Below are 23,940 nucleotides of genomic sequence, written 5' to 3'. Positions count from 1 at the left end.
ATTATGAAATGCATATTAACTCAATTCGTACACTGGACGAAATGTAGAAATCCAATGGATGAGATGTAAAAAATGCCATTATTGGCTTAGCATACCAGTTTGAATTACTTTTTGTATTGATCCATCTTCATTGAAATATAACTTATCGACACAAATTGACCGCAAATTCCCGCGACCGGAAAGGACACTGTTATGATAAAAAGCATACCACTGGCCTTTATACTCCACTACTGAGCCATGACTGGTATCGCAACCTGTTGGGTCGAGATAAACGCCACCATAAGTCCAGGGGCCCAGGGGACTTTTGCTTGTGGCATAGTTTAGCCTGTTAGCCCCTTTACCATTTACGGTATGGTTATCTGCATAAGTCAGATAATAGATATTATTTCTCTTGAATATCCAGGTTGCCTCATGAAAGTCCTTTAATCCTTCCATTGTTTTTAGTGGCTCTGCTATTTCTGTCATGTCACTTTTTAATTTTGTACCAACACATCTGCCGCCACCGCCATAATAAAAATAGGCTTGTCCATCGTCATCAACAAACACACAAGGGTCAATCATAGACCTACTGTCATCGCCCAGATCAAGATATCCTTGGGCTATAAAGCCGCCAGCAGACTGTGTACTGGTAGCAATACCAACCTTCCAGGTTTTATTCCAATCGGTTCCAGTAGGATGCGGGAAGTAAAAATAATATTTACCGTTTTTATAGGCACAATCCGGTGCCCACATAAAACCACCCTCTTTCCGGCCCCAGGGCACGTCGCTTGCTTTAAGTATCTCGCCATGATCTTTCCAGTGTACCATATCGTCTGTAGAAAATACATGGTATTTATCCATCAGATCGCATCCCCGCGGAGGGTCAACATCATGAGATGGGTAAACATATAATCTTCCATCGCTCCAAACATGAGCAGATGGGTCGGCAGTGTAAATGTTTCGTATGATAGGGTTTTGTGCCTTACCCGCCAATGGAAAAAAGAGATAGATAAGCAGGAGTAGCCCTGCAAATGTTTGTGTGTTTATTTTCATATTGTATAGCATGTTATTCATGAGCAAATAACACGCTGACAATTAAAAAAATGTTAATATTCCCTTAATCTGAAAGATTATTATAAATAAGGTACAGGTTTTATCTGAGGCTGATGCTGCCACATTTACAACAACGAAAATAAAGCAGCTGACATTATTTTAGCCCCAGCCTACTGCGCAAAGCGTCGCGGTAGGTGCTGCCAATGGGGATTTTTTCACTGTTAATAATGAGTTGATGAACCTCGATCATGGTAATATGCTTAATGGCCACCACGTACGATTTGTGCACCCGTAAAAAATCCGCTGCCGGTACGAGGTCAAAAATATCGCCCATATTTTCGCGGATCAGAATATTTCTGTCTTTCAGGTGAATGGTGATGTAGTTACCATCTTTTTCCAGGTACAATATCTCGCCCACCTTAACCTGGTAGGTTTGTGGACCGCTTTTGATAAAAACAGTGGATTCATCCTCATTGCTTATACCGTTTTTTGAAGATAGCGTTCCCGCAGCAGCTTTATTTATTGCCGCAAGAAAGCGCTCGAAAGTAATGGGTTTCAGCAAGTAATCGAGGGCGTTCAGGTCATAACTTTCCACAGCATAGTGGCTGTAGGCGGTGGTGAAAATAATCATTGGTCTTGGCGACAAAGTTTGAACCAGCTGCATCCCGCTGATATCGGGCATATTAATGTCGAGAAAAATGAGATCCACCTTTTCGCGGTTCAGAAACTCGATCGCCTTCACCGGTTCGCGAAAAGTGGCTTTCAAATCAACCAGGTTGGTTTTGTGGCAATAGCGTTCTATCACTTCAAGCGCCTTCGGTTCATCATCAATGGCAATACAGGTTATCATTCCAGGTCAATTTCAAGTTTAACAATATATTTTCCATTATCTTCATTGATCTGCAGGTTATGCTTACCCGGGTATAACAGATCGAGCCGTCGCTTTACATTTTCGAGCCCGATGCCACTTTTTTCGTCCTCCATTTTTTTGATAGCACTATACTTTGTGTTTATACAGGTAAAGATCAATTTTTGATCTGAAACGATGATGGCAATATCGATCCCGGAAGTTTGACCAATAGAAACGCCATGTTTAAAGGCATTTTCTACAAAAGGGATAAACAACATCGGGGCGATGGTGGCGCTTCCGGTTTGTGGAGGGTAATCAAATATCACTTTTACCTCATCATCAGCATAACGCAGTTTATTCAGGGTGATACAATCTTCCAGGTAGGCTATCTCTTTATTTAGCGGTACGTTGGCTGCATTGCTGTCATAGATCATATAGCGCATCATGCCCGAGAGTTTTGAGATCCCGTCGGCAAGGTCATCATTCCCCTTTTCCTGGGCCATCGAAAACAGGTTATTGAGTGTATTGAACAGGAAGTGTGGGTTGATCTGCGATTTAAGGAATTTGATCTCGGTGCTCAATTGATAGGCTTCCAATTGGTTGCGCACCAGTTCATTCCGTGCCCATTCTTTCAAAAAGAAATAAGCTATTGAAAGCCCAACTGTAGTCAAAAAAATAAGCAACATGGTGAGCTGCATATGCACCCAGTTTCCTATTGCAAAAAACGCGGCAGGGCTCTGCATAAGATGGTCAGGACTGCTCTTGCCTGGATCAAAACCAGGAGGCAAAGGCCCTATGGGCTGGTTATGGTTTAATTTGGCCCCAACGAGAATATAGTTGGCCATGAAGATCAGGATAAACCAGCCGACAGCCATAGCGATGCCTGCAAGTAAGTTTTTATAACTAAGTACCTTTTTAAATATCCAAAATATATTGCCGTAAAACAGCACAGCCAGAAAAGCAAGCGTGATGCGCGAATAGGGAAAAATGGTATCCACCGCGCTCCTTTCCATGATCTTTCCGTTGTGGTTTACCCGCACCTTAATGGTTGAGCTGGTTAGCGAATCCAGCGTATAGTAAACACCTATCCAGAATGCCAGGTGGATCAGTATTTCGATGATATGTTTGGCTTTAATGCGGCGCATTTTATCAAAGGTATATCACCGCTCGGTTTATTCATAAACTATTGATGTCAATATAGCGATTTAGCTGGTAAACAGGTAATTTTTGAAATCCGGGCTCCTGGTTATCCGCAATTTGTTTTTGGCAAAACTCCAAATAACATATATCCATTTTACGCCGATATGAAAGCGGTGTTTGTACCAAAGTTTTCGACGGGTTGAAAGGGCGAAGTACTATTGCTTAAAAATATCAGAAATATGAAAAAGCAATTTCTATTGTGTACAGTCCTTTTATCAGGCACTGTTATCGCCTGGGCCCAAAAGCCCGATACCGCACAGGTATTGGTGCATTACAAGTTTTCCCATGTCAGAGATACTACCAATCGCGAGCACCCTTACACCGAGAACATGATTTTGATTGTGGGCAAAAACGCGGGCGCTTACAAAAGTTATGACAAGCGCTTGCAAGATGCATTATTCAAAAAACAGGTGCAGGAACAAGAGGCCAATTCGGTCGACGGACATGTAAACATCCAGCGGAGATCATCTGGTTCGGGTACGGAATATTACCAGTTTCCAAACGGGAAAAAAATGGTGAGGAAAGAACCGCTGTTGTTCAATAATTATCTCATAACAGATGCTTTGCCCGCCATCGACTGGAAAATAAGTAGCGATACAGCAACCTTTGGTGGCTTGCATTGCCAAAAGGCGACAACTCATTTTAAGGGAAGGGATTATACGGCCTGGTTCAGTCCTGATCTGCCGCTGCATATAGGCCCCTGGAAACTCAACGGACTGCCGGGTGTAATTGTGGAGGCTTATGACACCAAAAAAGAAGTCGATTTTAAGTTCGACGGGATTGAAAAAGCGATCATTTTCACAAAAAAAGGTGACCGACCAGCCAATCAAGCCTCGGATAGCCAAGGGCGAATGGCCGTCATGATCGGCATGGACGACGAGGATAGCGATCCTAATATCATCCAGCTCCCGACCAAGGCCATCAGAACTACCGAAAAGGAGTTTGTCAATTTGCAGGAGGCTATGCGCAAAGACCCTAATGCTTTTGCACAGTCGATGATAAATGCGCATTCGGCGAGCCAGGGAGATGGCAGGCCGGCGCCGAAAATCGATATAAAGATAGGTCCGCCGCAGGTGATCAATAACCAGATCGAATTACCCGAAAAGAAATGAGCCAGCTTGTAAGATATACCTGGTTGCTGGTTATAGCGTTACTATTTTCGACCTCGGGCTTTGGTCAAAGTATCAAGGGGATAGTGAAGGACAGCACCGGTAAAGCCGTGCCTTATGCCAGCATTAACCTGAAGAATAGCGCTACTAACAGCATTATAAGTTATACCATTTCTGATGTAAAAGGCATCTATACTTTGCCGCTCCCGGCCAATACGCCGGTGAGCGGCATGCTGATCGAGGTGCGCTGCATAGGCTATAAAAATCAGAGCAAAAACATTACAGATGCGCAGGCACCCGTTGATTTTATTCTATCTGTTTCCATTAATCAGTTGCAGGCGGTAGTGATCAAAAGCAGCCGGCCAATACTGCGGACGAGCGGCGATACACTGAGCTATAAGGTGTCTGATTTCAGCAGCGTACAGGACAGGGTTATTGGCGATGTGATCAAAAAATTACCAGGTATAACGGTTGCGGCCGACGGTAAGATCAGCTATAATAATAAACCGATCTCCAACCTGTACATCGGCGGCGATAACCTGCTGGATGATAAATATAATATTGCTACCACCACTATTCCGCAAGGCGCGGTTGACCAGGTACAGGTGATCGAAAATCATCAACCTATTAAAGCGCTTCAAAATAAAGTGGTCAGCGACGATGTTGCACTCAACCTCAGCTTCAAGAAAGGCGCTAAACTACAAATGGTAGGACAGGAAAGCATCGGCGCGGGATTACCAGGCAAGTATGACGTGGATTTGAACGCCATGATGTTTAAAGATAAATACAAGGCCATTAATTACCTCAAAGGCAATAACACGGGTAAAGATCTGCAGGAGGACCTGGTATCGCACAATTTTGCTGATTATATGCAGCGGATCGATAACGATGTGCCGGCCACTGTGTTGTCGCTGGGTTCTGTGAATAACCCGGCTTTATCGCGTAACCGGTATTTGTTCGATCAGTGGGGTATCCTCAACCTCAATAACCTGGTGAACTTTAAAAAGAATGTGCAGCTCAAGATCAATGCTTGGTATTTGCACGATACCCAACGACAGGATTACAGTCAAAACACCACCATTTTTTTGCCCGGAGACACTGTTCGCTATAACGAAACCCAGCACAACCGCTTCCGCCCGGATATCCTGCATACTCAATTTACCCTGAACATTAATCAGGATAAATATTACCTGAACAATATCCTGTTGATGGATAATAACCGGTCAATCAATTATTCGTATCTGAACACTAACGGCACTAAGGTAAATCAGGGATTCAAGGATAATGCGCTGAGTTTTTCTAATGAGTTTAACCTGATCAAATCATTAAAATCGAACAATATTATCCAGGCCTATTCTTATATCAGTCATTCGACCGAGCCGGAGAGCAGGACAATTGGGCCGGACTACAACAATGCAATATTTAATAACAACGTTCCTTACACCCAATTGGGGCAAAATGTGAATGTGCCTACCTGGTTCACCAATAACTATATTTCGTTCAAAATACCATCGAACCTCATCACACAAAGTTTCAGAACAGGGTTCAGCGTTCAATCACAACATTTGACCTCTGACCTGAACGTTGTGCAGGCTAATAACCAGACTAACCTGGCATCGGACAGTGCTATCAATCATTTGAACTGGACCAGGAAAAAACTCTATGCTGAAGCGGCTTACGATCTGCCGGGCAGTATCCTTAAAGTGAACCTGACCTTGCCGCTAAGCCTGCAGCAGATCAATTATTCGGATAGCCTGTATGCGCTGAGCAAGAGTTTGACAAGGTTGTATTTCAACCCGCAATTAAAGGTAAAATATCAAACCGGGATCGAGAACTACCTGACCTTCCTCTACAGTTACCGCAATGAGACAGGTACGATAGAAGACATGTACCAGGGTTATATCCTAAAGGATTACCGGACACTTTATGCCAACAATGCCAGCCTGACCGAACGGCAGAACCAACTGGCAGCCTTTGGGTTTAACTATCGAAAGGCGCTTACACTGTTTTTCGTCAGCCTGAACACCCTTTATAACCATATTGCTTCCAATAATATTGCTTCGCAAGTGATCACCAACAGTTTGCAGCGGCGTGTGGTGCTACCCTATCCAAACAATATCGATTCATGGACGGTGAATGGTACGGTTAGCAAATATTCCTTTGCGTTAAAAACCACTTTTAGCGGCAGCGTACAATGGCAAAGTAATAAGTCGGTACAGATACAAAATAATGCATTGCTGCCTTTCAATACCACCTCGAAGACCTTTAATGCAGGCGGGGATACCAAAGTAAACGAACAGGTAAACTTTAGCTATAAGGCGACCTTTACCCAAACAGACAGTCATTCGGCAGTGGGGACATCGGCTTATCACATCAACCAGCTACTTCAGCAAGCTTCGATCAATTATAGCCCTACATCCGGGTTGCAGTTCAAATTGTCGGGCGAGCATTATTTTACCCGCCAACAGGGCAATCCAGATCTGAAATACTTTTTTACGGACGCCTCGGCAAAATTCAGGATCGAAAAATGGAAAACCGACCTGGAGCTGAGCGCCGCCAACTTCCTGAACGTAAAAACATATAATGCGCTTTACTTATCGGCCAATACGTTAACGGCCAGTTCGTACACCCTTCCGGGAAGGATTATCCTGCTCAAAGTGCTGTTTAATATTTGATAAATCGTCGTGGTCGGTACGTATTAGTTTTTACGATGATATATTTTGATCATTTTGTATTGCCTGCACCAGCCAGTTCTTTGATATCCGCTATCTCCAATATCTGCTTAGAATAACCCTTGACCGTGGCGTTGATCATTGCCAGGCTAAGCTCTTGCAGGCTGACTATTTTTTTAGGGATCAAAAACTTCATGACCTTTACTATGAATTTGTACAATGGTTTTACATGCTGTTGCCCGGATACCGGCAACATGCCGCCCGGGCGAAAATTATATTCGTTTTGGAAAGGCAGCTTCATCAGCGCGTTTTCTGTTTTTCCTTTAACTCTTGCCCACATCACTTTTCCTTTTTCAGAACTATCCGTATGGCTTCCCGAAACAAAATTGAATACCATTGCGGGGTTTACCTTCAACAAGGTTTGGGCAAACTGCATGGTCATATCATAAGTGATACGGGTGTAGCTTTCTTCATTCATCCCAACAGAACTGATTCCGGCACAAAAGAAACAAGTATTATATCCGCCAAGATGCTCCTGAAAGCTTTCGATCTGGAAGAGGTCTGGGACGATCAACTCCTTCAGTTTGGCATGCTGTATTTTCTGGTGCCGGCGGTTAGTCATTAGTATTTCCTCAACAGCCGGATGAGCCAATGCTGCCAGCAATACGCCTTCACCCACAAAGCCAGAAGCCCCGGTGAGGATGACGCGTAGTTTTGAAACACTCGTATAATTACTTGGATACTGTTGCATACAAAGTTTATTTAAGGTTTTAAAAGTGGGTTTACATGGTTTACACTTTTTATGGTCAACATTGATATATTTAATTGATAATCAATTAAATAATTATATTTTTCTACTATATAATGGGTTTACATGTAAACCCAAATTATACCTCAGGATCATCTGCCAGAAGTTTTTGATAGCACAAAGTTACGCAGAAACAAAGGCTCGCTACTTTGTTAAAAAGGCATATTTTACTTTGTTGTAAGGTTTTTATTAAAGCGCCAATTGTAATCATCCTGTTTAACCTAAGAATCTGTCTAAAAACGAAGATTATTCATTGCCGTTGACTTTAGTCAACGGTAAAAGAAAGCACTAAGGTGGGCTTCAGCCCAATTATCCAAGCGGTATTTTGGCTAAAGCCCTTTGATTTTCATTTTATTATTCCGTTGACTAAAGTCAACGGCAATGATTTTATGTGATATATAGATAATTTATTATATAATTCCCTGTGTAGCAATACCTAAAAAAATTAACTTTATGAACAATCTTAAACCAAATGATAAAACTATTAACAGAACCTATCGGGAGCATCCCCCGTCCGGCCTACTTACAGCAAGCTATGATTGCCTTTGGAGCCGGACAAATTAAAGCTGAAGAATTAAACAGGTTATTTGATCTGGCTACACAAGAAACCATCAAAGAACTGGAAGCTACGGGTTCGCCGGTAATTTCTGATGGCGAGCAATCCAAACCAAGTTTTGTCACCTATCCCTTACAGGGTTTTCAAAGCTTTGCTCCGGATGGCGTGGTAATTCCTTTCGCCGATGGGCATACAAGGCAGTTACCCAAACTTACAGCGGGCCCCTTTCACTATACTACTTTTGCCAATTTATACCTGCAAAAAGCCAAACAATTTTCGTCACTTCCCATCAAACAGGCAGTTATTTCCTGTTCAGCCATAAGTTTGCTTTATCCGGCAGAGGGTATCGACGGCTATTCACGCGAACAATTTTTAACAGACCTGGTTAATGACGCCGTTTATGATATCAGAACCTGCTTGAACAACGGGGCATACAATGTACAAATTGATTTTACAGAAGCCCGGCTGGCCATCAAATTAGACCCGAGCAAGCAGTTACTTGCTGCATTTATTGATTTAAACAACCAGGTGTTGGACAAGTTTACAGCCGAAGAACAAAAGAGGATAGGCATTCATACTTGCCCTGGCGGCGACCATGATTCTACCCATAGCGCTGATATTCCTTACACAGAGCTGCTCCCGCTGTTGTTTAAACTGCATGCAGGTAACTTTTACCTGGAATATGCCGCCGAAAAGGACAAGAAAACGGTTCTTGAATCGATAAAAGCAAACCTGAAACCTAATCAGCATGTATTTTTAGGGGTTACCGATGTGCTTGATCCACGGGTAGAAACCGCAGAGCAGATCAGTGACCTGATCCTGGAAGCCGCGCAAATTATTCCTGTTCAACAATTGGGGACTACGGATGATTGTGGTTTTTCTCCTTTTGGTGATGATACTTCTACAGCCAGGGATATTGCGTTCTCCAAGATCCGCGCCCGGGTAGACGGAACCAGATTAGCCGAGAAAATACTTTCCAATTAAAATTGCCGGTAAAGTCTTCATTAAAAATTTTATTGAAACAATAAGAGCCCGGCAAGCCCGGGCTTTATTCTTATTAGAGATAATATGATTATTGTTGTACAGTGACTGTTGGATTCCAGTAGTAATAGCCAAACAACACGGGATCAGCAAAACCCTCCTTGCGAACATATAACGCGAATTGAACAGTATAGTATTCGGTTCCGGTATTGATCACATTGGCCTGGTTAAACCAAAAACTCTGCGCAGAAAAATCTACCGGTAACGTAGCACGATCAATGGGTAAAATACCTTGCCGGGTATAAACACTAAAAGTTAAATTATTAAATACTGTTGTACCTCCAAATTGGCTTAAGTTGTAAATGACTACTGCAGAGTCGAAATTGCTATTTTCAGAAACAGCATGCCAGCGAATTACATCCCCAACATTGGCCTTTATATTCAGGTTTGCCGTCCCCGACCCGGTAATAACATCACTCCTGGTGGCCACCAAGTACATGTAGTTATGTGGTAAACCGCTTGGATCGGCTGGATCTTTACTCGGATTAGGATAATCAGCTGTAATTGCGTCGGTATCAATAACTATCTGGATATTGATTATTTCCTGTGAGGAAGAAAGAAGCTCATTATAAATCGCCACAATGGTACGGTTAAAAATGCAGGTGTTTTTAAGCCTAACAGGGGAAAGAGCACGACTTCACGGTCTGTTTTTCTTATTCCCTATTACTGTACAAACCTGCCATTTTATACCCAACCGTCTAAGCGTATAAATACCCAATAAAAAAAATAAGTATTTATACGTTCAAAAACCTTTAAATGCCTTTGATTTATAAAGCACTTGCGCCGATACTTAATATTGAATAAACCCATTTGTCCGAAAGGCTGTCATGCTCCGTTGAAGCATGGTGGACAGGCCTCTGCGCTCTACTCTTCGACGGAGCTCAGGGTGACAGCCCCTTTTTAACATTATTTATTCCTCTTGTCTATTTATGGACTATTGCTCTGTTCTGGGATTATGCTTAAACCCACCTTTGTAAATACAATGCCATTGAATAAGGGAAATTTTCCATTAAAATTGCATATTTTCATGGCAGGTAAAATGTTAAGTATGAAAAGCAGGAAAGATGATATACCCAGGTATGATCTGGATCAGTTTAAGCATATACACCGCGAAGACACCCCTTCTACTTTTGGTTACAGCAACCTGGAAAAATTAGCCCGAATACCGGGTTTTGAAATGTATTCAAGCGAGGGACTGATCGGTGCTGTAGGTCCCCTGAAATCCGATTTTTACCGCGTTAGCGTAACTGTACAGGGCACCCTGGATATGCAGATCGGGCTTGATCATTACAAACACCAGCCCCGCACTATTTCACTAACTTATCCCAACCAGATCTTCGCCAAAAACAATATCAGTCCGGATGCTTTTGGTTATTATATGCTGTTTAGCAGCGACTTTTTAAACAGCATCATCCCCTCGGTTAAAATAGGCGAAGAGTTTCCCTTTTATGATGTTTCCGGTACACCCCTCTTCCGTTTAAGCGAATCTGAGATGGATAATATCATCCAGCTTCTTTTCAGGATCAATGACGAGCTAAGAAACCAGGATACAGGCCGGCAAAAAGCCATACAAATGTATCTGTACCTCATTTTGCTGGAGGCCAAAAGAAGCTATGAGCGGCAACAACTGCATATCGGTGCCGAACAACAGGATAGCTCTGCCATGGTTTCGCGCTTCCGGAAACTGGTGGGTATGCACTATCTCACCAAACGCCAGGTAACCGATTATGCCGAATTGCTGGCCGTAAGCCCAAACCATTTGAACCGGGTTGTAAAAACTGTAACCGCGAAAACTGCATCAGATACCATTAAGGATATGCTGCTTATCGAGGCCAAATCGTTGTTAAAATATACCGATCAAACCGTAGCCGAGATAGCCTACAAGCTTGACTTCAGCGATCCCGCCTCCTTCAATCGCTTTTTTAAAGCGGGAACCCAGGAAACCCCAATGCTGTATCGCACAAAGCATGATTAGATCAAGATAAAGCATAAAACGGTATATAGCGCCGACCTGATATGTCTGCAACTTTGTGTATACAAAAAGCAGATCTATGACAACTACATTTCAAAACAAAAAGATCATCGTAGCCGGCGGTTCATCAGGTATTGGCCTGGCCGCTGCAACACAATTCGCTAACCAACAAGCCCAGGTAACCGTAACCGGGCGTAATGCCGATAAATTAAACGAGGCCAAACAAGCTGGCTTACAGACTGCCGCGATAGACAGCACCAACCGTGAAGCATTAGACACTTTCTTTAAAAACCAGGGCCCGATTGATCACCTGGTGATATCCTTAAGCGGCAGCAAAGGCATAGGCAATTTTGCCGAACTATCATTACAGGTACTCCGTGAGGGATTTGAAGAAAAGTTTTTCACCAATCTGAATACTATCCAGGCGGCTTTGCCTTATATCAACGCGGGCGGCAGTATTACATTGGTTACCGCTATATCGGCAACAGCCCAAATGCCCGGCACATCGGGACTTGGAGCTATCAATGGTTCCCTGGAGATCATGGTTCCGGTTTTAGCCAAAGAGTTCGCCGGCATTCGCATCAACGCTGTATCACCCGGAGTGGTCGACACCTCCTGGTGGGATTTTTTACCCGAACAAAACAAACAGGAAACCTTTAAACAATATGCAACCAATATTCCTGTAGGGCGTGTAGGTAAACCTGATGAGGTAGCCAACGTAATCCTGTTTTTAGCAGGTAACGAATACATGACCGGCAAAGTAGTAGGCTGCGACGGCGGTATGGCTTAAATATAAACTACGCTATGTCGCGAAAGCACCTTTAAAAGTCGTGTTTACCCCCACCCTTGCATCAGTCACTTATTTAAATTTGTATTGTTAATTTAAATATTACAATATGAGCACTTTAAATAAACAATTCACAGCAACGCTGTTAAAAAGCCCCAACAAAGGCGGCTGGACCTATTTGATCTGGCCCGATTCGGTTAGCTTTTTTGGAACCCGCGGTCTGGTAAAAGTTAAAGCCACGGTCGACGGGCATCCTTTCCAAAGCTCCTTTATGGCCCTGGGCGATGGCACGCACAAATTACCCATCAAAGCCGACCTGCGTAAACTTATTGGCAAAGAAGTAGGCGATACCGTAGCTATTAACCTTCAGGAGCGCATTTAACAGGCTCCGATAATTCTCTTTGAAAACCCGGCAATTCATGCCGGGTTTTCTTTGTTAAATTGTTACCTATCAGTCTTTTCGCCAAAAAAGTAAAACACTGGTAATGATCATTACAAAAGCGGTACCACCATGTATCAACAGATGGGCGGTATCATGTATTCCGTTGGTTGTTAGAATGATGAGCGCATCGGTTGCGGGTACAATAATCGCAATGGTAAATACCCATGCGGTTATCCGGCGCATACGCATCCATAAAAAGGGTAACAATACCAGGCCTGAAAAAGTATCACGGATACCTTTAATTTTTCCGTAAACAGCATCGCTGGTATTTGAAAAAGAGATGCCAAAGCCTGTGGCACCTACCTGCGGTGCTATCATAAAACGGATGCCGATAAAAATAATACCCGCAGCCAGCAGTAAAGTGATCCACCAGGACACTGAGCGCAGGCCCCAGGGCGTAAAATCAATTTGTGTCTTCATTTTTATTTAAATTAATACCACAAATTTCGGCCGCCTAAAATTTCTGTTCATGCACCTGGGTTAATAAATGAGTTTCGACCGGGTCCAGGAACAAACGTTTGCGTGAAGATAAATGGCCTTTTACGCTCTTCGAACGTTCTACTTTTTCAATAAAACCCTGCTTAAATTGCCAGTTTAAAAGCATTTTACTAATTTTAATGATTACTAAAACTGATAATGACCGGAAAACCAGCCACCATAAAAGAAATAGCCAAAATTCTTAATGTTTCTGTATCAACAGTTTCAAGGGCGTTGCACAAGCACCCTACTATTGGCATTACCACCCAATTGAAGGTACAGGCACTGGCCGAAAAACTGGGTTACGAACCCAACCAGAATGCCATATCTTTTCAAAAAGGGAAAACTTATACCATAGGTGTTATTATTCCGGAATTGTCCGAAGCGTTCTTTTCGGCTGCTATCAGCGCTATTGAGGATACGGCCTACAAAAGAAACTATACCGTTTTGATTGCCCAATCGCATGATAACGAAGAAAAGGAGATACAGCTGGTTGAAAAAATGAAAAACTCGCGTGTGGATGGTCTGCTGATATCTGTGGCCAAAACCACATCTTCATTTGCTCATTTCGACATGTTGAAGCGTTTTAATATTCCCGTTGTATTTTTTGACCGTATCCCCCCGCTTAAAAATATACATTATGTGGCCTGCAATATGGAAACCGGCAGTATTGAGGCCGTAAACTACCTGTTACAAAAAGGGCACCGCAGCATCGGTCTCATCAACGGACCTGCTACCCTGGCAGCCAGCGGCGAACGCAAGGAGGGTTACATTAAAGCCATGACCAAGAACAGGTTAAAGTTTGACCCTTCATTAATAGTAGGCTGCAATTTAACCGAAGAAGGTACCCGTGCCGCTTTGGATGGCCTGCTGGCCCATAAACGCCGGCCTTCGGCTATTGTTACTTTTAATGATTACGTGTCTTTATACGCCATAAAACATGCCCGCAACCTGGGCATCAACCTGGATAAAGACCTCCAATTTGTGAGTTATGCCAATTTACCCATCATCAACTATATGGATTATGCCCCGGTGGCATCGGTTGAGCAGTTCCCCTACCTCCAGGGACAAAAAGCTGCCGATATTTTATTAGATCTCCTGTCGCGTAAAGAACAGTCGCTGGATGAAGTGCAGGCCTATTACAATGTGATAGTAGAGTCGCAACTGATCGAAAATAAAACCAGGAACAGCTATTGAAATTGTGAATATTAAACTATTCCAATCAGGCGCCGGTTTTGAACTTATCTTAAAGGATTGTCAATTAAAAAAACAGGCAAACGTTTGCGTGAAAAGTTTAGCGGTTTATTAATTAGGTTTGGTTTAAGCATTCAAAAAACCTTAAAAAACTTAGTAAATGTTTGATGTTATTCTAAAATCCTTTGGCCTTATTGCACACGATTATCATATTGAAAAATTTGGCGAGGGGTTGATCAACCGAACCTGGAAAATAACCAGTTCTAAAAACGATAGTGAGTTTATATTGCAGCAGATCAATAAAAACGTTTTCAGAACACCAGAAAATATAGCCCAAAATACCAACAAGATAGATGACTACTTATCAAAGCGTTATCCCGATTATTTGTTCGTAGCATCGTTGCCTACTATCAGCGGTGATTACCTGGTAAAGTATACCGATAACGAATATTACCGCCTGTTTCCGTTTATCAAAAACTCCATCACCCTCAATACGGTACAAACCCGCGACGAAGCTTTTGAGGCCGCCCGCCAGTTTGCCAAATTCACCAATTTGCTGGCCGGTTTTAATGTTAGTGGACTGCATTATACTCTTGACGGCTTCCATGACCTGTCCGGCCGGTTTGAAACCTTTAAACGGGTTGTAAAAAACGCAGGCGCCGAACGATTGGCCGAAGCCAGCGATACCATCGATCAGGCTTTCCGGCACCGGGATATTGCCGATGTGCACCAATCCATTATGCACGACCAGCTGATACCTCTGCGGGTTGTTCACCACGATACCAAGATCAGCAATATTTTGTTTGATGCCGACCATAAAGGCCTGTGTGTCATCGACCTGGACACCGTGATGCCGGGCTATTACATCAGCGATGTGGGTGATATGATGCGTACCTACCTCTCCCCCGCCAACGAGGAAGAGCAGAACCTTTCCCTGATCAATGTGCGCGAAGATTTTTTCGCGGCTATTGTTGAGGGCTACCTTTCGGAAATGAACACCAGCCTTACCGAGGCTGAGCGCGAGCTGTTTGTGTATTCGGGCAAGTTTATGATCTATATGCAGGCCATCCGATTCCTGACCGATTACCTGAACAATGATATTTACTATGGCTCCAGCTATCCCGGGCATAACCTGCTGAGGGCCCGTAACCAGTTTACCCTGTTGGAAAAATACATAGCTTCCGAAGATAAATTTATGCAGATGGTGTCCTCGACTCAAAGTCAGCCCAAATGATGCCTGGAAAACTTTTTAAACCTTAAATTTTAACACTTTTCTGGCCAAAAACGGGTTAAAAACGCTTGAAAATTGATTCAAAACCATCGATTTTAACACTTTTTAACAAATTTTAACACGATTTTGATATGTTTTGAAAACTTTAAAAAGTATTAATTTATTGATTATCAAATAACTATATAAGAAACAGCCTATTTTTGTTCCCTTTTGGACCTTAACCAAACAGCCCGCTCCTCTGATAAAAGAGAAGCGGGCTGTTTGGCTTTCCGTAAATATACGAAAATTTTGCGGGATTATGGTAAGGTATGGGTCTTCTATTATATCACCAGCGACAAATGTTTGATCATATCGCCGGTCACGGCTTCCAGGTCAAATTGGGCTTGCCAGCCCCAGTCTTTTTGGGCCTCGCTGTCGTCAATTGACCGCGGCCAGCTGTCAGCTATTTGCTGGCGCGGGTCGTTTTCGAGGTAGCTGATGGTAAATCCGGGAATGTGCCCGCTGATCTCAGCTGCCAGTCCGCCGGGGGTACAGCTAAAACCAGCCAGGTTATACGAGCGGAATACTTTTAGTTTTTCCAGTGGGGTCTGCATCAATTCTATCGTACCACGGATGGCATCATCCATGTACATCATGGGCAGGCGCGTATCCGCCGAAAGGAAACATTGATAGCTTTCGGAGGATATGGCATCATGAAATATCTGCACGGCGTAATCGGTAGTGCCACCGCCGGGCGCGGCCTTCCAGCTGATGAGGCCCGGGTATCGGATGCTCCGTACATCCAGGCCATATTTTTCGCGGTAATAGTTGCACCAGTTTTCGCCGGCCAGCTTACTGAAGCCATAAACCGTTTGCGGATCCTTTTCACCAAACTGCGGGGTATCATCCTTGGGCGAACCCGGACCGAACACCGCGATAGAACTGGGCCAGAAAACTTTTTCGACCCGGTAAGCTACTGACAGGTCAAGCACGTTGAGTAAACCATTGATGTTGAGATCCCAGGCATAACGGGGTTTGGTTTCGCCCGTGGCGGATAACAATGCGGCCAGCAGGTATACCTGTTTGATACGATACCGCTCAAAAATGGTTTTAAGCCGCTCCATGTCATTAACATCGGCTTGTACAAACAAGTCGCCCTTTAACTGCTCACGTGGCCTTATATCGCAGCTAATGACCTGATACGCCGGCCAGGTTACCTTTAAGGCATCAATCAGTTCGGTACCTATCTGGCCGTTTGAGCCTATTACTAAAATACTATCCATATCCGGTTTAAAAACCGAAAATTAGGGATGATTAACCGAAAAAGAGGCCCAGCGGCTCTTCAATTTCTACACAAACGTTTGATAATTATAGGTTTTATTTCGATCGCCCTTAAACTCAAACGTGCGATCAAATGATTCGAGGCCATCCAGGGGATTTGGAATTTAAAACCCACTCATCAGAGTGGGTTTATGATTAGCTCATTTTAATCACAATTTTACCAAAAGCGCCTTTTGCAAGATGTTGATAGGCTTCAACTGCCTGTTCAAATGGATATACCTTTTCAATAACTGGCTTGATATTATACGCATCGAAAGCTTTATTCATCTCCTCAAATGCTGTAAGGTGACCAACAGCGATACCTTGTATTTTTGTTTGTTTGAAGATTACCCTCATCAGGTCGAGATTGGTTGTCTGTCCTGCTAAGAAACCGATTACTGCGATTTGTCCGGTAACTTTGGTCGCTTCAACAGAGTCATTCAAACCCTCACCACCTACTACTTCCAGTAATTGATCAGCGCCTTTGCCATTAGTTAAGTGCTGAACTTTTTTTGCCCAATCAGGTGTTGTAACGTAATTAATGATCTCATCAGCACCCAGTTCTCTTGCCTTTTGACCCTTCGCATCGCTGCTGGTTGTTACGATAACCCTTGCACCCAGCGCATGAGCGATCTGTAAACCAAATATGGATACACCACCTGTTCCCTGAATAACGACTGTTTCGCCCGCTTTTAAATTTCCATAGGTGACCAGAGAAAACCATGCGGTTAAAGCAGCAATAGGCAAAGTAGATGCTTCTTCATCGGTTATTGTTGAGGGAGCCAGTACCGCAGATTCGGCTTCAAGGATCATGTACTCGGCAAGGCCGCCTGGATAAGGAGCGCCAAGGCAATGAGCAGGCTCATCAGGTGCGGGAGCGCCTTCAATCCAATGAGAATATAAGTGCGATATGACACGGTCACCAACTTTGAATTTGGTAACATCAGCGCCAACGGCAACCACAGTGCCTGCCGCATCCGATACCGGAATCAATGGCTTTGGTATCATTTCAGGTTCGTATATACCATCAACGATAGCCTTATCTCTAAAGTTTAAGGAAACCGCGCCTACCTTAATTAAGATTTCATGTGCCTTTGGCTCCGATTTAGCAATGGTATCTAATGTTAAGTTATCTAATCCGAAAGCATGTAGCTGCCAGGCTTTCATTGTTTTATTTATATCTGACATAATCATTTTTTATTTAGGACAAAGATGAGGTAAATGCAATAACAAGAACAGGTGCAGATTGCATAAATAAAACGAGAACAGTTTTGCGTACCTTCGCTCACTATTGCTAATTGTACAATGATGACAGGTAAAAGCTTTCGTTATGAACAGATCGCAGAAAAAATTGAGGAAACCATCAAGGTTCTTCAACTAAAGGCAGGCGATAAGATACCTTCGGTACGCCAGATTGTGAAAGATCAGAAGGTAAGTATGAATACGGCTTTCCAGGCTTTTTCCCTATTGGAAGCAAAAGGCATTATAGTATCAAGACCAAGGTCGGGTTATATTATCAATTCAATGGGAACACTGAAGGTGCCCGAGACTAAATCAGGTCCGATGCTTCCTGCGAATGTAGAAATTACAGCAATGGCTGCTGCCATGATGAAAAACGCGAAAGAGAACGGCATAATCAATTTCTCTATCCTGGCACCTGTCAATGAGTTCTTACCAATTACAAGTTTGAACAAAGCGGTAAGGGCATCACTGACTGAAGCAGGGAATGACAATTTCCAGTATCCACTTGTTGATGGCCACCCTAAATTGCTCAAGCAAATTTCAAGATTATCATTAGACTGGCGAAACCCTATTTCATCCAATAAAATATTAGTCACTAATGGTGGTATGGAAGCTATCAATCTTTGTTTGGATGCAATTACTTCACCCGGCGACATCATAGCCATCGAATCCCCCACGTATCACGGTATTTTGCAAAGCTTGGAACGCCGGGGATTACAAGCGCTTGAAATAAACGTTGACCCACAGATTGGGCTTTCTTTAGACGAACTCGAAGTGGCGTTGAAGGAAAACAAGGTAACGGCCTGCGTTTTTATGCCGCGCTGTCATAATCCGACTGGATGTTCGATGCCTGAAGAAAATAAGATCAGACTAGTTGAACTATTAGGTAAGCGGAATATTCCACTGATCGAGGACGATTGCCTTGGGGAGTTATGCTTTGATGGTGCTAATGGCTTTCCAGCAAAAGCATATGACCAATATGATAATGTACTTTATTGCAGCTCTTTTTCTAAAACACTCGCACCGGGCTTTCGAATTGGCTGGGTATCATCAGGCAAACATCATCAAACTATAGAAAAGTTAAAATTTGGTTCTAATATCTCTACCAACGGAATATTTCAGGACGCTATTGCCAGATACCTTGAAAGTGGTTTTTATACCAAGCATATCAGAAAAATGCGAATTGAACTTCAGGGGCAAATGATTAAATATATCGGTGCCATTATTACTTATTTCCCGGAAGGAACCAAACTCGCCGTGCCGAAAGGAGGCTTAAGTATTTGGATTGAGCTTCCTGCCGGTCTTGACTCATTCAATTATCAAAAAACGGCACTCAGTAACGGAATAGGTATTTGCCCTGGCCATATCTTTTCTTCTTTAAATTATTATCATAATTATATCCGATTAAATTGCTGCCCACTATGGAATAGTAGAATTGAAAACGCCATCAAAATCCTTGCAAAGCACATTAAAAATTATTGACAGCTTTTGTAAACGAAGACAATCGATTTATCCAAGGGAGATTTAGTTAAGTCAAGCGCCTACAGTAAAATAAGCTAAAAATCGTTTAATATCTTTAATTGATCAACTATATGGTTCGAGCCCAGCTGGGGAACAAAAAATATTAAAGCTTTCAAAGTAATTGATTTTCCGGGATAGGTTTTCAGCTATTCCACCATCGGCAATACTTCTTCTTTAGCGGTAATGTTACCAATTCCCAGCTACCGCAAGCGTCCCGCTTGTGGTCCCCAGGATTAGTTATACACTCAAACCGTTCAATTGTATATGATCAAAAGCGGTACGCTTGAGGTAGCAATGGAGACAACATGCTTTTAGCTAAACTAAAAAGCAGAAGGCTTTAACCATACCACCCACGAGATACGCTATCACTAATCTCGCGGGAGCACTGCCCTTATTTCAATAATTCCTTTAACTCCAAATCCCCATCATCCAACAATTCAAAAGCTGTATTTCCATCACAATTGGGGATAGTTTTATCGGCGCCAGCCTGAACCAGGATCCTGACGCATTCCAAATAATTGGATGAACTGGTTGCCCCTCCATTTTTTAATCCATGAACTGCCCAAAAGAGCGGCGTGGCTTTAAAATCGATACATATCTTATTAATTTCTGCTCCTTGCTGTACCAATTTTTCAACTACTTTATCCCGGCCGCACCAGGCTGCCCAGTGTAATGCGGTACCGCCATGGCAGCCTGGGTGGTTTAAAATCGCCCCGTTTTCGATATACAAAAGCGCAACCTGATCGGCATGCAGACTTGCCGCGGCGGTAAGTGGCGTATCCTGTTTTTCTATCAGTCCGTTACCATTAACATTTGCTCCATGCGCTAAAAATATTCTGGCCATTTGAACACCTTCTGCATCGGTATATGTTCCGGAAAACACGCCGTCGCAGATGCGGTGCAGCGGGTGGGCCAGGGTGGTGTTCACGCTATCATATGGAATGCCTTCATTGGCCAAAGCCGGATCATGGATAAGTGCCTGCTCTATCCCCTGGTAATCTTTATTGTCAATAAGTGTTTTCATTTAGTATCAAGTAGATAGTATCAAGCACCACGACTTTTTACTTGTTGAATTTAACTATTTATTTATAAAAACAACAGCAAAAAAAAACGGGTGTCGGCATGACACCCGTTTGCTAAAACACGTAAAGACTTAAGAAGTTTTGAAAACTTTGTAAGTCTTACAATTCCCAAGTAGGAAAAAAGTCTTGATTCCTGATTCTAACTTCTTGATACTATCCCCTACTCCAAAGTAGTTTTACCGCTGATGGTTTTGGCTTCGTTCTGATGAAAATCAAACACCAAAACTTCGTTGGAACCTTTTTTGAGCCATGATGCCGGACAGTACAGCCTTTGCTGCGGACCGGTGTTCCAGTAGCGGCCCAGGTTATGACCATTCACATAAATGATGCCTTTTGCGTAATTACTCAGGTCGAAATAAGTGTCGCCGGTTGCTTTCAGATCAAACGTTCCTTTAAAGAACATGCCTTTGGCATCAGCTTCGGCTTTTGCCGGTTTTAGTGTTTTGATAAAAGCTTCGGTCATGGGTAAAGGATAGATCTGCCAGTCCATCAGGGTCATGCCATTGAGGGTTACGCGATCGGTAATACCTTTACGATCAATGATGTATTGAGCAAAGTTGATGTGGCCCATACCTTCTACCAAAATATCCAGTACCGGGTCTTTACTGCTGCTTTCGGGAATCTTCACGTTCCATTTGCCGCCATCGCGGTAAACGGTATCGATGAGTTTGCCATCTACAAATACCATGGCATAATCATGCGGTTCGGTAATGGTAAGCGTGCCTTTTTTATGGCCGATGAGTTTGGTGCGATAAAGCATCAGGCCCTGGTTTTGATCATAATATTCCATCGGCTGTGGCTGTGGCGACAGGAACGGCTTTGGCAGTTGCTGCCAGATACTGGTGAGTGGCGCTAAAGTGATAGCCGGTATGCTGATAGCTTTGGCAGCCTGCGGTACAGCCGGAATTTTATATTTTACATATTTGCTGATGAGGTTACGCAGCATATAGTATTTAGGCGTTGCCTGACCCTGCTCGTTGATGGGCGCATCGTAATCATAGCTGGTGAGATCGGGTTGGTATTGGGTAGCCGAAAAAGCATTGGCACCTGCTGTGAAGCCAAAGTTGGTACCACCGTGGATCACATACAGGTTAAATGATTTATGGTTCTCCAACAGGTAGGTAATTTCTTTCTTGAGACCACTGGTATCAGGTTTGGCAAATTTCTCTTTCCAGTGCGTTAACCAGCCGGGATAAGTTTCGCTGCTGAAAGATGGCACGTTGGGATTGCGTTTGCTTGCCTGGGCAAAATCCTCATCGCTGGTGCCACTATCCAGACCAATAGCCGCACCATCGATATTACCGGCTTCCAGCATATAAGGTGTAGCGCCATCGGCTGTATAGAAAGGTACGGTGATGCCGTTTTGTACCCATAGTTTACGCAGGGCCTCCAGGTAAGTTTTATCATTGGCATAGCTACCGTACTCATTCTCGATCTGCGACATGATGATAGGCCCTCCATTGGTACATTGCAGGGGTTTAACCTCGGCAGCCAGATGGGCCACGTAACGGCTTACAGCGCTCATGTAGCGGCTGTCCATACAGCGCACTTTTATATCAGGTATTTTCAACAGCCATGACGGCAATCCGCCAAAATCCCATTCGGCACACACATACGGACCAGGACGCAGCAGCACCCACATGCCTTCTTCCTTACAAATGCGGATAAATTCGGCGATATCATGGTTGCCTGTTTTGAAGTCGAAAACACCTGGCTTGGCCTCATGATAATTCCAAAATACATAAGCCGCAATGGTGTTACAGCCCATGGCTTTGGTCATGCGGATACGGTCGCGCCAGTATTCGCGGGGGATCCGGGCCGGGTGCATTTCGCCGCTGATGATCTGGAAAGGTTTGCCATCCAGCAGAAATTCGTTTTTACTCAGGCTAAAAACATGTTTGTCCTGCGCAAAACACAATACGGGTAACAAAAAGAGTAAGGGTAAAAGGTATTTTTTCACGGTTCTTGTTTTTATTTAGTATCGAGTAGCATATTTAGTATCAAGTAGCTAGTATCAAGTATCACGACTTTTTTCTTTTAACATGGAAGAAGCAAGGTATCTTGATACTTGATACTAGCTACTTGATACCACTTACGGTAATTTATTAAAATCAATTGTCGGGTGAGCCGCGCTTGATTGCTGGCGGCTAAGATCGGTTTTGAGTGTCGAAAAATCATTAAAAAATCCACAATTTCTGAGGTAAAAATGATCACCCTGTACACCACCGCCGTAATCCTTTCTGTATTTGATATTTGCGGTGGCATCGCCTGTAAAAAGGGCCTTGGTAAGCGGGTACCATTTGCCTGCTGTATCTACCAGCCAGCCATTGCCAAAGTTTACCCGGCGCTCGGTAGTACCCATTTCCGGATCAAAATTTTCCAGGAACGAATACAAGCCTTTTAAATAAAAACCCGACATTGGTCGTTTAAAGCTGGCCACCAGTTGCCAGGTGCCTTGATCAGCCGGTTTAAAATATGCGGTAAATATGGTGGTTTTAGCCGAGGCATCGGCCTGGGCATGGATCAAAAAAGCATAGGTTTTACCGGCCACCCAGGGAAAGTTCATATAACTTTGTCCTCCTGAACCTTCGCTGCCAAATTCGCCGGCATGTACACCAGTTCCTTTTTTCAGCAGGCGGATCTTTAAACTATCGGGGATACTTTTTGGATCATCGGTATTGAAAGGACTCCAGATAGAGAACAACACGTGGCGCTCGGTGGGTGAGTTTACCTGCATACCGAAGTATCCACCAGTAAAGCCATCGGCCATGAAGTACGAACCCAGCACATCGTTACCAACGGGTACGGTCACTTCATTATAGAACCATTCGGCGGTCGTTTTGGCTTCATCAGGTAAAGGATAGTTCAGGTGCACAGACGGGCCTCGCCTGCCCCAGTAAAAATAACTGCCATGGTTATCTTTAGTATACTCAGCGCCATTAGCCGTAGCTGCACCACTCAACAACAGATCACTTACCTGTGCGAATACTTTGCCGCTCTTTTTTAAACCCTGCAGCTTTATTTGCACATAGCCCGGAGCTTTGATATGCGCAGTACCAAAATCAACAATAGCAGATTCGTGGTTAGATACCGTTTTGGTTAACACAATTGACCCTGCCGATACTTTGATGGTACTGCTACCCTCAGGCACCTGCAATCGAAGGGCTATTTTCAAGTCTCCGGCGGCCTCCAGGCGCACGTATATGCTTACCACATCGGTATTGGCGCTCCAGTTACTCAGACCGGCACTGTCAATAACAGCCTGCCCGTTTTTGCTTACCCAGCTGTTGCCGCCCAGCGGTACTTTAAGCGCGGTATCTGCCGGGAGTGTAGCCGCCTGACTATTCAATTGCAGCAGTGCAAACGCAGCGCCCAATAAAGCAATTTTAGCAATCGTGGTTATTCTGTGTTTTTTCATATAGATG

The 23,940-nt window shown here is 43.6% G+C and carries 21 protein-coding genes; 9 read left to right on the top strand and 12 right to left on the bottom strand.

The genetic code is table 11. From position 1 onward, the window contains the following. Positions 1-78 precede the first annotated feature (78 nt). The 3 genes from BLR84_RS03425 to BLR84_RS03415 all read right to left on the bottom strand — a co-directional run bounded on the left by BLR84_RS03425 (position 79) and on the right by BLR84_RS03415 (position 3,027). Positions 79-1,032, bottom strand: a complete 954-nt coding sequence (locus BLR84_RS03425; RefSeq protein ID WP_090464327.1) for a family 43 glycosylhydrolase — start codon at positions 1,030-1,032, stop codon at positions 79-81. A 154-nt stretch (positions 1,033-1,186) separates the two neighbouring features. After that, the gene (locus tag BLR84_RS03420; protein WP_090464324.1) at positions 1,187-1,882 is read right to left on the bottom strand and encodes a LytR/AlgR family response regulator transcription factor; all 696 of its coding nucleotides are present in this window, start codon (positions 1,880-1,882) and stop codon (positions 1,187-1,189) included. Continuing rightward, positions 1,879-3,027 (bottom strand): sensor histidine kinase, encoded by a 1,149-nt coding sequence (locus BLR84_RS03415; protein WP_090464320.1) that lies wholly within the window; start codon positions 3,025-3,027, stop codon positions 1,879-1,881. The genes BLR84_RS03420 and BLR84_RS03415 overlap by 4 nt, the downstream gene beginning before the upstream one ends. Positions 3,028-3,261: 234 nt before the next feature. Here BLR84_RS03415 and BLR84_RS03410 point away from each other — a divergent pair, with 234 nt between their 5' ends. Then, a complete protein-coding gene (locus tag BLR84_RS03410; RefSeq protein WP_090464317.1) occupies positions 3,262-4,194 on the top strand; it encodes a GLPGLI family protein in 933 nt (310 codons plus the stop codon). Then, positions 4,191-6,866 carry a TonB-dependent receptor gene (locus BLR84_RS03405; RefSeq protein ID WP_090464314.1) on the top strand — a complete coding sequence of 892 codons (2,676 nt, stop codon included), beginning with the start codon at positions 4,191-4,193 and terminating at the stop codon, positions 6,864-6,866. Before BLR84_RS03410 ends, BLR84_RS03405 begins: the two co-directional genes overlap by 4 nt. 49 nt (positions 6,867-6,915) lie before the next feature. Here BLR84_RS03405 and BLR84_RS03400 read toward each other — a convergent pair whose 3' ends face one another. Then, on the bottom strand, positions 6,916-7,614 hold the full coding sequence (locus BLR84_RS03400) for an NAD-dependent epimerase/dehydratase family protein (RefSeq protein WP_090464311.1): 699 nt from the start codon (positions 7,612-7,614) through the stop codon (positions 6,916-6,918). A 529-nt stretch (positions 7,615-8,143) separates the two neighbouring features. Here BLR84_RS03400 and BLR84_RS03395 point away from each other — a divergent pair. Further along, a complete protein-coding gene (locus tag BLR84_RS03395; RefSeq protein ID WP_090464308.1) occupies positions 8,144-9,211 on the top strand; it encodes a cobalamin-independent methionine synthase II family protein in 1,068 nt (355 codons plus the stop codon). An 88-nt stretch (positions 9,212-9,299) separates the two neighbouring features. Here the strand turns inward: BLR84_RS03395 and BLR84_RS03390 are convergent, their stop codons facing one another. Further along, positions 9,300-9,848, bottom strand: a complete 549-nt coding sequence (locus BLR84_RS03390; RefSeq protein WP_218128201.1) for an inclusion body family protein — start codon at positions 9,846-9,848, stop codon at positions 9,300-9,302. Between the two features lie 468 nt (positions 9,849-10,316). Between BLR84_RS03390 and BLR84_RS03385 the strand changes: the two genes are divergently transcribed. The 3 genes from BLR84_RS03385 to BLR84_RS03375 all read left to right on the top strand — a co-directional run bounded on the left by BLR84_RS03385 (position 10,317) and on the right by BLR84_RS03375 (position 12,409). Beyond that, a complete protein-coding gene (locus BLR84_RS03385) occupies positions 10,317-11,243 on the top strand; it encodes a helix-turn-helix domain-containing protein (RefSeq protein ID WP_255366845.1) in 927 nt (308 codons plus the stop codon). A gap of 76 nt (positions 11,244-11,319) precedes the next feature. Next, on the top strand, positions 11,320-12,030 hold the full coding sequence (locus tag BLR84_RS03380; RefSeq protein WP_090464305.1) for an SDR family oxidoreductase: 711 nt from the start codon (positions 11,320-11,322) through the stop codon (positions 12,028-12,030). Between the two features lie 106 nt (positions 12,031-12,136). After that, positions 12,137-12,409, top strand: coding sequence for a DUF1905 domain-containing protein (locus tag BLR84_RS03375; RefSeq protein WP_090464302.1), 273 nt, complete (start codon positions 12,137-12,139; stop codon positions 12,407-12,409). Positions 12,410-12,478: 69 nt separating this feature from the next. On the opposite strand, the gene BLR84_RS03370 is transcribed toward BLR84_RS03375, so the two are convergent. Continuing rightward, entirely contained in the window at positions 12,479-12,889 is a 411-nt protein-coding gene (locus BLR84_RS03370) for a DUF4267 domain-containing protein (RefSeq protein ID WP_090464298.1), read from the bottom strand. Between the two features lie 34 nt (positions 12,890-12,923). Next, the gene (locus tag BLR84_RS29915; protein ID WP_176851937.1) at positions 12,924-13,073 is read right to left on the bottom strand and encodes a hypothetical protein; all 150 of its coding nucleotides are present in this window, start codon (positions 13,071-13,073) and stop codon (positions 12,924-12,926) included. 32 nt (positions 13,074-13,105) lie between these two features. On the opposite strand from BLR84_RS29915, the gene BLR84_RS03365 reads away from it, so the two are divergent. Then, positions 13,106-14,143, top strand: a complete 1,038-nt coding sequence (locus BLR84_RS03365) for a LacI family DNA-binding transcriptional regulator (RefSeq protein ID WP_090464295.1) — start codon at positions 13,106-13,108, stop codon at positions 14,141-14,143. A 157-nt stretch (positions 14,144-14,300) separates the two neighbouring features. Further along, positions 14,301-15,374 (top strand): phosphotransferase enzyme family protein, encoded by a 1,074-nt coding sequence (locus tag BLR84_RS03360; RefSeq protein WP_090464291.1) that lies wholly within the window; start codon positions 14,301-14,303, stop codon positions 15,372-15,374. Between the two features lie 317 nt (positions 15,375-15,691). Here BLR84_RS03360 and BLR84_RS03355 read toward each other — a convergent pair whose 3' ends face one another. Together BLR84_RS03355 and BLR84_RS03350 are read right to left on the bottom strand one after the other, a co-directional pair. Beyond that, complete coding sequence (locus BLR84_RS03355) at positions 15,692-16,633, bottom strand: NAD-dependent epimerase/dehydratase family protein (RefSeq protein WP_090464288.1); 942 nt, start codon at positions 16,631-16,633, stop codon at positions 15,692-15,694. 193 nt (positions 16,634-16,826) lie between these two features. After that, entirely contained in the window at positions 16,827-17,858 is a 1,032-nt protein-coding gene (locus BLR84_RS03350) for a zinc-dependent alcohol dehydrogenase family protein (RefSeq protein ID WP_218128200.1), read from the bottom strand. 117 nt (positions 17,859-17,975) lie between these two features. Between BLR84_RS03350 and BLR84_RS03345 the strand changes: the two genes are divergently transcribed. Then, the gene (locus BLR84_RS03345; RefSeq protein ID WP_090464285.1) at positions 17,976-19,394 is read left to right on the top strand and encodes an aminotransferase-like domain-containing protein; all 1,419 of its coding nucleotides are present in this window, start codon (positions 17,976-17,978) and stop codon (positions 19,392-19,394) included. Positions 19,395-19,824: 430 nt separating this feature from the next. Here BLR84_RS03345 and BLR84_RS03340 read toward each other — a convergent pair whose 3' ends face one another. The 3 genes from BLR84_RS03340 to BLR84_RS03330 all read right to left on the bottom strand — a co-directional run bounded on the left by BLR84_RS03340 (position 19,825) and on the right by BLR84_RS03330 (position 23,933). Further along, a complete protein-coding gene (locus BLR84_RS03340; RefSeq protein WP_090464281.1) occupies positions 19,825-20,457 on the bottom strand; it encodes an ankyrin repeat domain-containing protein in 633 nt (210 codons plus the stop codon). 218 nt (positions 20,458-20,675) lie between these two features. Further along, positions 20,676-22,475, bottom strand: a complete 1,800-nt coding sequence (locus tag BLR84_RS03335) for a glycoside hydrolase family 35 protein (protein WP_090464276.1) — start codon at positions 22,473-22,475, stop codon at positions 20,676-20,678. A 132-nt stretch (positions 22,476-22,607) separates the two neighbouring features. Continuing rightward, complete coding sequence (locus tag BLR84_RS03330; protein ID WP_090464273.1) at positions 22,608-23,933, bottom strand: DUF3472 domain-containing protein; 1,326 nt, start codon at positions 23,931-23,933, stop codon at positions 22,608-22,610. Positions 23,934-23,940 lie beyond the last annotated feature (7 nt).

Source organism: Mucilaginibacter sp. OK268, assembly GCF_900103125.1.
GTDB lineage: Bacteria > Bacteroidota > Bacteroidia > Sphingobacteriales > Sphingobacteriaceae > Mucilaginibacter.
This window is presented reverse-complemented; position numbering and strand designations above follow the sequence as displayed.

Bases quoted from the DNA above. Each gene is read 5' to 3' on its own strand.
- BLR84_RS03425 (WP_090464327.1), bottom strand. From the start codon at position 1,032: ATGAAAATAAACACACAAACATTTGCAGGGCTACTCCTGCTTATCTAT.
- BLR84_RS03420 (WP_090464324.1), bottom strand. From the start codon at position 1,882: ATGATAACCTGTATTGCCATTGATGATGAACCGAAGGCGCTTGAAGTG.
- BLR84_RS03415 (WP_090464320.1), bottom strand. From the start codon at position 3,027: ATGCGCCGCATTAAAGCCAAACATATCATCGAAATACTGATCCACCTG.
- BLR84_RS03410 (WP_090464317.1), top strand. From the start codon at position 3,262: ATGAAAAAGCAATTTCTATTGTGTACAGTCCTTTTATCAGGCACTGTT.
- BLR84_RS03405 (WP_090464314.1), top strand. From the start codon at position 4,191: ATGAGCCAGCTTGTAAGATATACCTGGTTGCTGGTTATAGCGTTACTA.
- BLR84_RS03400 (WP_090464311.1), bottom strand. From the start codon at position 7,614: ATGCAACAGTATCCAAGTAATTATACGAGTGTTTCAAAACTACGCGTC.
- BLR84_RS03395 (WP_090464308.1), top strand. From the start codon at position 8,144: ATGATAAAACTATTAACAGAACCTATCGGGAGCATCCCCCGTCCGGCC.
- BLR84_RS03385 (WP_255366845.1), top strand. From the start codon at position 10,317: ATGAAAAGCAGGAAAGATGATATACCCAGGTATGATCTGGATCAGTTT.
- BLR84_RS03380 (WP_090464305.1), top strand. From the start codon at position 11,320: ATGACAACTACATTTCAAAACAAAAAGATCATCGTAGCCGGCGGTTCA.
- BLR84_RS03375 (WP_090464302.1), top strand. From the start codon at position 12,137: ATGAGCACTTTAAATAAACAATTCACAGCAACGCTGTTAAAAAGCCCC.
- BLR84_RS03370 (WP_090464298.1), bottom strand. From the start codon at position 12,889: ATGAAGACACAAATTGATTTTACGCCCTGGGGCCTGCGCTCAGTGTCC.
- BLR84_RS29915 (WP_176851937.1), bottom strand. From the start codon at position 13,073: ATGCTTTTAAACTGGCAATTTAAGCAGGGTTTTATTGAAAAAGTAGAA.
- BLR84_RS03365 (WP_090464295.1), top strand. From the start codon at position 13,106: ATGACCGGAAAACCAGCCACCATAAAAGAAATAGCCAAAATTCTTAAT.
- BLR84_RS03360 (WP_090464291.1), top strand. From the start codon at position 14,301: ATGTTTGATGTTATTCTAAAATCCTTTGGCCTTATTGCACACGATTAT.
- BLR84_RS03355 (WP_090464288.1), bottom strand. From the start codon at position 16,633: ATGGATAGTATTTTAGTAATAGGCTCAAACGGCCAGATAGGTACCGAA.
- BLR84_RS03350 (WP_218128200.1), bottom strand. From the start codon at position 17,858: ATGTCAGATATAAATAAAACAATGAAAGCCTGGCAGCTACATGCTTTC.
- BLR84_RS03345 (WP_090464285.1), top strand. From the start codon at position 17,976: ATGATGACAGGTAAAAGCTTTCGTTATGAACAGATCGCAGAAAAAATT.
- BLR84_RS03340 (WP_090464281.1), bottom strand. From the start codon at position 20,457: ATGAAAACACTTATTGACAATAAAGATTACCAGGGGATAGAGCAGGCA.
- BLR84_RS03330 (WP_090464273.1), bottom strand. From the start codon at position 23,933: ATGAAAAAACACAGAATAACCACGATTGCTAAAATTGCTTTATTGGGC.